Raw genomic sequence first — 8305 nt, 5'->3', positions numbered from 1 at the left:
GGGATAGAGAGAAATGAAAATTTTGAATGTGTATAGTAAAAATCAAATAAATATCTTTGTGATATCCGTTTTAATATTGACTAATTGTTTTATTCCGGCTTTTTCTGCACCTGCTTTTAATCCCGGCTCTTTAAATGCAGGTTCATTGAATACTCACGATATGGATATGCTTAAACAACAACAAATGATAAAACAAGGTCAACAAGACTTCCAACGATATGAAGAAAATAAAGAAAAAGAAAACAAGCCAAATAATCCAAACGAAGATATAAATATTGAGCCTAAAACAGAAATGCCGGTTCAAATGAGAGCTAAAGTTTCTGAATATCAAACAAAAGGCGTTTTTATCGCACGTGTTGAATTTTCTGAATCTGCCATTTTTACTCAAAATGAACTTAATAAATATGCATATAACATTGAAGGTAAAAATGTCAAAATAGACGACCTTCAAGCAATGGTTAATAAAATAAATTCTGCATACGCAGAAAAAGGCTATGTTACAGCAAGAGCTTTCCTTGTACCACAAACAATGGAAGATGGAATCGTAAAAATAGAACTTGTTGAAGGTAGAGTCGGCAACATAAATATAGAAAACAACAAATGGACTCGTGATTATTACATAAAAAACCGAATTAAAGCTAAACCGGGTCAAGTATTTGACATCGTAACACTTGAAAAAGACCTTTTAAAATTTAATAGATACAATGACGGCGTTAAATTAAAAGCAGATTTATATCCGGGCATCGAAAATCATTCAACAGATATTTTTCTAAAAACAGCTGAAACTTTTCCTTTTCACATAACGGGATTAATGGATAATGCAGGTCGTTCTACAATCGGTGTTTTCAGAGGCGGCTTAAATTTACAAGCTGACAGTCTGTTTGGACTAAGGGATAGATTGACTTTAGGTGCTTATAAAAGCAGAAGTTCTGTAACTCCATATGCGGATTATAATATACCAGTTAATAAATATGACGGTCGTCTTGGATTTATGTATTCATCGAGTGTTTCCGATATTACTGGCGGCAATTTCTCAATGTTTAACATTCAAAGTCGTTCAAACAATTTCTCGCTATACTATTCTCATCCACTATTAAGAAGACCTAACTTCGAATTAACAAGTATTACTTCTGCAAACTACAAACAAGCTACCACTTCATTTGACAGCTTCGATTTGTACACTGACAAAATAACAAGTGCCCAAACAACAATAAGTGCTAAATATGATTCCAAAAGAGGTATTTGGTACGCAAGTCAAGGCGTTTATCAAGCATTTCCGATGATTCAAGACGAATCAAAATATTTTAAATATGAAGGTAATTTCGTTAGATTACACGATTTTTCACATGGAATCGTCGGTCAATTCAGACTAAATTATCAATACATACCTCAAGATGTCGTCCCTTATGTAGACCAATTCCAATCAGGCGGTTTATCTACAGTAAGAGGCTACACCGAAGGTCTTTTGATTGGTAAATCAGGCTATTTCACAAGTGCTGAAATAATGTTTCCTATCGCTCCTTCAAATATAAGAGTAAAATCGAAAACTCAACCTGACATTGTAAACGTGGTTCCATTCTTCGGAAGATGGGTCAGAGGTGCTGTATTTATAGACCACGCAGGCATATTCCCATTCAAAGGCCGAGGACCGGGGCAAGAAAGCTATTATATAGATGATGATTGCCTTGCAAGTATTGGTATGGGGTTGAGAATTAATCTCCCGGGTGACTTAACAGCCAGATTATATTGGGGCTACCCTTTAATTCAAAATACTCACGAAGAAACACCCAGAGCCGGCAGATTCCACTTTGAAGTCGCTGTTTCTCCTGACTTCTACAAAATGATTCAAATCCATAACGCTAAGAAAAAAGGCGAAAAAATACAACTTGTTAAACAAGAAGAAATCAAACCGATTACTAATGACAACATAAAAAATGTTTCGGATAAAAAAAATTCAAAAAAAATAAAAGCTTCTGAAAAAAATGCTGTAATTAAAGATTCAACAAAACAACAAAAAGAAAAGAAGCAATAACTAAATGCAAAAAGCTGAAGTAATAAACAACTCATCTAAAGATGAAGTAATTTCAAGAGAAGTAACAGCAACTTCTTTAAAAAATATGTTTGTCGACATGGTAAAATATTCACCCTCTAAAATTTGTGGGCTGATTGGCAATACAATTGTTATTCCAATCTATACAACATTATTATCAACAGAGCAGTATGGTATTTATACACTTGCCATTTCCTTTTTATCCTTTCTTTGTATAATATTTTCTGATTGGATTGGATTGAGTGCTTTGAGGTTTTTCAGACACCACGAAATAACAGACAAAATGCCGAAATACTTAACAACCGTTCTTGCATTGTTGGGTATGAACTTACTAATAATGTTTTTGCTCGCCCCTTTATATACATCTACAGGGTGGTTTTACAAATTTTTCAGCATACCTCCCAAAATAATTTTTAGCGTTCTAATACTTGTGATACCTGTCGCTATTAGAGCTTTATTTTTCCAGATTTTAAGAGCACAAATCAAACCAAACGCATTTACAATTTCTACAATTTTAAATCAAATACTAACAATCGGAATATCTATAATATTCATGAAATATGTCCACACAGGAGCATACTCTGTATTAATAGCAATGGGCATATCTATATTACTCATAGATTTTGTATTGTTGTATCAAAGTAACATTACCAAATATTTCAAATATATGGTCAAAACTAAGCCTAAATTTGAAATATTCACATCACTTTTCAGATACGGAGTTCCTCTATCCATAACCTCAATAAGTCTTTGGGCAATTAACCAAAGTAACCGTTTTATAATGATGCACGAAAGCGGTTTTAAAGATGTAGGGCTTGTTGGTGTATCTTATAATCTGACTTTTTCAATATTAATGACATTTTTTGTAATTATTACTTTGGCAGCAGTTCCAAGAATAATTAATCTTTATGAAGACGGCATTGATGTCAGACCAATTATTTCAAAATTAACAGAATATTATATTTTAATATCACTCCCGATAATTGTTTTATATTCAGTGTATTCAAAAGATATAATTTTGCTTTTGGCAAATGAAAAATTTATCGGAGCTTACGTATTAATACCATTTTTAGCATTTTCTGTATTTTTCTTATCACTTGCAGACTATACAACCTTGCAATATAGCTTAAGCAAAAAGACCTATCTTAATACCATAATCAGGGTTATATCAGCTATTGTAGGACTGGGGTTGAACATTATTTTAATTTCAAAATACGGACTTCTTGGCTTAGGGGTAGCAACTCTTTGCGGTAATATTTTATATTTCTTATTAAGCATTATTGTAGTGGTACCTAATCTTGAATGGCAAATACCTTACAAAAAGATATCCCAAATTCTTGTATGTTTCATTCCGGCAGCTTTAATTTATTATTTTGTATTCAACAAACTTGAATTAATACCTTTACTTGAAATAATCAGCTTATTACTTATATATTATGGAACATATATAAGCTCACAAAAATTCCATAAATTTATAAAAAACATGTAAATTTTTCCAAATTAAATGTAACAACTTGTATTTACAAAGATTTAAAATGATATAATAACACATATATAAAATCGTAGATAATAAAGGAATCTATCATGAAAAAACAAATCAAAGTGGCTACTCTAGCCGTATGTACATTCGCTTTAGGATTATGTATCAACAATGCTGCATTTTCTGATATTGCAAGTTTCAAAATAGCTACAGTTGATGTTCAACAAGTAGTATCAAGCTCTAGTCAAGTCAAAGCCTTGAAAGCTGAACAACAAGCAAAAATCAAAGATTTACAATCATTTGTAGCTACTGCAAAAAAAGCTGTTTCTGATGAAAAAGATGCAAACAAGAAAAAGGCTCTTGAAGATAAATACAATAAAGAATTAAAAGCTAAAACAGGCACTATTGAAAAAGAATATGCTAAAAAACTTCAAGACATAGACTCTACAATATCAACATCTATTTCAAATGAAGCAAAAGCTAAAAACTACAACTTGGTTTTAGCTAAAGGTGTTGTTCTTTATGGTGGAGATGATATTACAACTTCAGTCATAAAAGCTGTTAAATAATCTAAACGTAACCTCTTTAAAATTTAATTTACGAAAGATGACTCTATAGAGCCATCTTTTGTCGTTACAAAAATTCACAAAATGCGGATTTGTATTTAAAAACATTTAAAAAAATGTTACAATGGTAGTGGTTTAAACTAAAGGCTTGGGTAATGGAACTAACAGTTTCTACACAGATTGGGGTTTCATCGTTTTTCCCAATCACAAAAAATAATCAATATTTGCCCAATATAACCTCACTACACGGTAGTGAGGAAGATTTGCTTGAAGCGATGGATTACAATAAAGATAAAAAAATTGAGATTTGGGAAGAACTAAAATACAACGCAGACAACTACCCGATACCTGAAGAAGACAAAGTCACATATCAAGATGAAGAAGATACAACTTCCACACAAGTTGACAAAAAAAATGATGACAGCACTGTAGTTCAACTTTTTAAAGATACAGATAAAGAAAATCAATCAACTAATACTTATAAAGCTCCAACGATAAAATCACCTGAATTCAATAGCGACAATAACGTTATATCTATGGCAGGTTTTACAACTACAAAAGCAACAACCGAAAACGTTAAAGACGCTGCTCAACATGTTGATGGACATCAAAAATTTAATAATACAAAAATTAAAAACGCATATACACCTACGCAAATTTCTCACGCACAACTAGATATAGCTCTATAGAGTTATTCTGAGTTTTTACAGCACTTTTTAGGTTTATAATATTTTTTTTGTGGAACATTATATATCGAAGTAAGAAGAAAGTTATATAATGGTTAGTGCTGTTAACTCAGTTAGTGTTTTTTCTAATTACGGAGTATATTCATACTCCGGTTTAACGCAGGAAACAAAACGTCGTTTAGAAGCATTGGGCATTGACACGAAAGACATAAAAACAGAAGCTGAAGGATTACGTCAATTACAAATTAAAGAAAAAGAACAATCATCTAAAAGTACTCAATATTCATATATGAACAATCTTAGAGAGCAAGCAACTTCTTTGGCAAATCAACTCGGAGTTGAAATCAATCAAAATGAAAAAATGTCTGTAATTTTTGATAAAATTTCTCAAAAGATAGCCCAAATGCAAGAGTCGCAAAATCAATCAGAACTACAAAAAGCACAAGCAGCTACGTTCCTTTCTAAGTATCAATCGTTGTATAGTACATATTCTTCACAATCCAATCAAAATATGCTTGGGCAAACGTTAGGTTTTATGGCGGATTATAATCGTTCAATGCTTGGATTTTAAAAAGAGTTAGCTTCTCGGCTAACTCTTTTTTGTATAAAGCAATTAAATCAGAACTATTTTGAGGCTTCAATTTGCTTATCGTAGAAAGATTTAACTCTATCTCTTTTTGCTTCAAGTGCTTGCAATTCATGATTTGCTTTAATTAATTTTAAAGCTCTTTCAGTTTCGGTAGTTTTAGCTTTGTTAATTTGTGCAATTTCAACTTTTTTTGCTGCTATTTCTTTATTAATAGGAGCTAATTTTTCATTTCTTTCAGTTTGCAATCTGGTAACTCTTGATTTTTTCGTAGCATCAGCAGCAGATTCCAAATCTTTTTTTACACCTTCTTTTAAATCTTTCAAAATCGCACTACCAGAAAACAGGTTATCATTAGTTGCTGCATTTGCAGTCGTTTGAGTTGAAATGCACCCCATTGTCAATGCAATTGTAAATAAAAAAATTAAACTTTTTTTCATAACAGACCTTTCTAAAATAAGTAATAAACATTAATACGATAGCTCAAAATGAAAAAAAAAGCCATCTGTTAAATAAAGGATAGATAAATATTAATTGCTATAAATGCTCATATCTAGTATTATAAACAGAGAATGAAAATTGTTTATAAATATACAAATGAGTTTTAAAGACAAATGCGAAATAAAATAGAAAAAATCATATTGTTGACATTTTGCATATATAGCTTATTTTTTATTATTGGGAGCACTTTAGCACCTATTTTGGCACACTTTCAACATTACGATATATCAGCAAAACTAACTGGCACCTATATGTATTCTTGTCACCAACAACCGGACCGCTCGTTTTGGATTTTAGGTTATCCTGTAGCTTTATGTGCAAGATGCTTAGGTTTTTATACGGGAGTTTTTTCAAGCACACTTATTTCAATTTTTAGACCTTTAAAAAACAACTTATTAGTAATTATATTTTCAATAATTCTGGTAATAGCGGATTTATATGCCAATTTTATTTTAAAAATCGATACCGGTAATGGTATAAGATTTTTAATCGGAATGTTAATGGGCTATATATTTACGTTGACTTTGTGTTTTATTATAAAATTTATAAAGGAGAAAATCACTTATGAACGTTAAAAAAATAATCTCATCATTTTTGTTAGTTACACTTGTATCACTCAATGCAGCTCCGCTTTCAGCCGAATCGACAAGACCTGACAAATCATTATACACATTTTTAAAAAACACCGAAAATATTGAAGCATCCTACAAATATCCATCTATTCGAATATCAGCTAACAATGTCGGCAAAGCAAAATTACCTGCACATACTCCGATAATGATAAAATGCGAAGACACAATTTCAACAAGAGATGTTGTAAGCGGTGGTACAGTTATATTTTCAGTATTGGCAGATGTAAAAAGTGATAGCGGTTTAGTATTAATAAAAGCTGGAACACCGGTTACCGCAGAAATAACTTTTGCAAAGAAAAAAGGAATGATAGGCAAATCCGGCGAATTAACAGTGAACGATTTCCACACCAATGCCGTAGACGGAACTTATATTCCGCTATCAGCTTCAGTTTCAAGCCAACCAGAAGACAGCATGACAACATCAATCGTATTAAGCGTATTAATTTGCCCATTATTTTTATTAATGAAAGGTGATGAGGCTCAAGTACCTGCAGGAATGACTAAGCCGTCTTACACAGTAACTGACTCATATATAAACACATCAAGACTATAAAAAACGGAGAAGGCGGGATTCGAACCCGCGGTGGAGTTGCCCCCACACAAACGTTCCAGGTTTGCACCTTAATCCACTCGGACACCTCTCCGCATTTTTTATTTATTTAACGGGTAAAATATACATTGAATGATTTTCTTTCAATTTCAAAGAAAGCAAGTATTTACCATTAATAGTACAAAAGATTAATTTGCACAAGACCTTTGAATGTAATTTATATTTTTTTAACGATTTTGACATTACTAAATTAGATAGTTTATAGTTATTATTATCACAACTATGTATATTAAGGAGGAAAATAATGATTGAACTAACAAGTCAAAGTGTAAATTTTTGGAATAGAAATCCCAAAAACGAAAATGAAGTTTTTGCTTTATACGGAGCAGGTTCAAACGCTGAAGTCATTATAGCTATGGCAAAACGTGCAGGATTAAAAATCGATTGTATAATTGATACAAATAAACAGGGGCATTATTTCAACAATTTAAATATCTATTCTCCTGAAACTTTCCAAAAAACATTTTTTAATAAAGAAAAAAAACATATTAGTAACTTGTTCTAATGTATATAGTGGAGTACATAGCATTGAACGAAATATAGACAATGCGAAAGTATATATTGATTCCGAATTTAATGGTTTTAATTTTATGCTGGCACCCTTAAGAAATAAACTTTTGAAAACTGAAAATTTTACTATAATCAGCAATACGTGTATAGCTATTCGAATATATCAATTAGTTAATTGTAGTTATAAGACCCCAACTGTTGCTACGATTATTTTGCCAAATGATTATTTTAAACTTTGTTCTAATTTGAAAGAATATATGTCAAAAGAACTTAAATTTCTCAGATTTGAAGAATGGATGTATCTCGATAAATATCATACCTTGTGTTCTTTAGGTGACATTGAAATAAAATTTATTGGAAGATTAGATTTTGACGATATAAAAGCAAAGTGGGATGAGCATGTAAAAAGAATAAATTATGATAATTTATTTATGGTTTGGGATTTGAATCACTATACAACATCACCTGAATTATTATACAAATTTTTAAATATTAATGGAGGAACAAAAATAATATTTAATAATAAATTACAAAACATACCACATTCCGCTTGTGATCCAAATTTAATATTTGCTCCGGGACCAATTTTGGAGAAAAATTTCCTTTTAACGGATTGGTTAAACCATGATGTGGAATATTAATAGTTAAACTTTTATAAAAAATAACTATAATAATTTTTCCTTA

Annotated in this window: 9 protein-coding genes and 1 tRNA gene; 8 read left to right on the top strand and 2 right to left on the bottom strand. The window is 31.2% G+C overall.

Translation table 11 applies throughout. The features are described 5' to 3' along the window. Positions 1-13: 13 nt before the first annotated feature. The 5 genes from PHV37_02455 (at position 14) to PHV37_02435 (ending at position 5353) form a co-directional block, all read left to right on the top strand. Entirely contained in the window at positions 14-2032 is a 2019-nt protein-coding gene (locus tag PHV37_02455; protein ID MDD3236943.1) for a ShlB/FhaC/HecB family hemolysin secretion/activation protein, read from the top strand. 4 nt (positions 2033-2036) lie between these two features. Then, complete coding sequence (locus PHV37_02450) at positions 2037-3539, top strand: oligosaccharide flippase family protein (protein MDD3236942.1); 1503 nt, start codon at positions 2037-2039, stop codon at positions 3537-3539. Between the two features lie 95 nt (positions 3540-3634). Then, positions 3635-4099 carry an OmpH family outer membrane protein gene (locus PHV37_02445; GenBank protein ID MDD3236941.1) on the top strand — a complete coding sequence of 155 codons (465 nt, stop codon included), beginning with the start codon at positions 3635-3637 and terminating at the stop codon, positions 4097-4099. A gap of 152 nt (positions 4100-4251) precedes the next feature. Further along, positions 4252-4785 (top strand): hypothetical protein, encoded by a 534-nt coding sequence (locus PHV37_02440; protein MDD3236940.1) that lies wholly within the window; start codon positions 4252-4254, stop codon positions 4783-4785. Positions 4786-4873: 88 nt separating this feature from the next. Further along, positions 4874-5353, top strand: a complete 480-nt coding sequence (locus PHV37_02435; GenBank protein ID MDD3236939.1) for a hypothetical protein — start codon at positions 4874-4876, stop codon at positions 5351-5353. A gap of 53 nt (positions 5354-5406) precedes the next feature. Here PHV37_02435 and PHV37_02430 read toward each other — a convergent pair whose 3' ends face one another. Beyond that, a complete protein-coding gene (locus tag PHV37_02430) occupies positions 5407-5808 on the bottom strand; it encodes a hypothetical protein (protein ID MDD3236938.1) in 402 nt (133 codons plus the stop codon). A gap of 625 nt (positions 5809-6433) precedes the next feature. Between PHV37_02430 and PHV37_02425 the strand changes: the two genes are divergently transcribed. Then, positions 6434-7054, top strand: coding sequence for a hypothetical protein (locus PHV37_02425; protein ID MDD3236937.1), 621 nt, complete (start codon positions 6434-6436; stop codon positions 7052-7054). Between the two features lie 4 nt (positions 7055-7058). Here PHV37_02425 and PHV37_02420 read toward each other — a convergent pair. Further along, positions 7059-7145: transfer RNA gene (locus tag PHV37_02420), tRNA-Ser, on the bottom strand. 210 nt (positions 7146-7355) lie between these two features. Here PHV37_02420 and PHV37_02415 point away from each other — a divergent pair. Both PHV37_02415 and PHV37_02410 read left to right on the top strand, forming a co-directional pair. Then, entirely contained in the window at positions 7356-7616 is a 261-nt protein-coding gene (locus PHV37_02415) for a hypothetical protein (GenBank protein ID MDD3236936.1), read from the top strand. Between the two features lie 85 nt (positions 7617-7701). After that, the gene (locus tag PHV37_02410; GenBank protein MDD3236935.1) at positions 7702-8262 is read left to right on the top strand and encodes a DUF1919 domain-containing protein; all 561 of its coding nucleotides are present in this window, start codon (positions 7702-7704) and stop codon (positions 8260-8262) included. The last annotated feature ends 43 nt before the right edge of the window (positions 8263-8305 follow it).

Source organism: Candidatus Gastranaerophilales bacterium (genome assembly GCA_028693235.1).
Lineage (GTDB): Bacteria > Cyanobacteriota > Vampirovibrionia > Gastranaerophilales > Gastranaerophilaceae > JAQUVW01.
The sequence above is the reverse complement of the archived record's forward strand: the minus strand, read 5'-3'. Positions and strand labels throughout refer to the sequence as shown.

Bases quoted from the DNA above. Each gene is read 5' to 3' on its own strand.
- PHV37_02455 (MDD3236943.1), top strand. From the start codon at position 14: ATGAAAATTTTGAATGTGTATAGTAAAAATCAAATAAATATCTTTGTG.
- PHV37_02450 (MDD3236942.1), top strand. From the start codon at position 2,037: ATGCAAAAAGCTGAAGTAATAAACAACTCATCTAAAGATGAAGTAATT.
- PHV37_02445 (MDD3236941.1), top strand. From the start codon at position 3,635: ATGAAAAAACAAATCAAAGTGGCTACTCTAGCCGTATGTACATTCGCT.
- PHV37_02440 (MDD3236940.1), top strand. From the start codon at position 4,252: ATGGAACTAACAGTTTCTACACAGATTGGGGTTTCATCGTTTTTCCCA.
- PHV37_02435 (MDD3236939.1), top strand. From the start codon at position 4,874: ATGGTTAGTGCTGTTAACTCAGTTAGTGTTTTTTCTAATTACGGAGTA.
- PHV37_02430 (MDD3236938.1), bottom strand. From the start codon at position 5,808: ATGAAAAAAAGTTTAATTTTTTTATTTACAATTGCATTGACAATGGGG.
- PHV37_02425 (MDD3236937.1), top strand. From the start codon at position 6,434: ATGAACGTTAAAAAAATAATCTCATCATTTTTGTTAGTTACACTTGTA.
- PHV37_02415 (MDD3236936.1), top strand. From the start codon at position 7,356: ATGATTGAACTAACAAGTCAAAGTGTAAATTTTTGGAATAGAAATCCC.
- PHV37_02410 (MDD3236935.1), top strand. From the start codon at position 7,702: ATGCTGGCACCCTTAAGAAATAAACTTTTGAAAACTGAAAATTTTACT.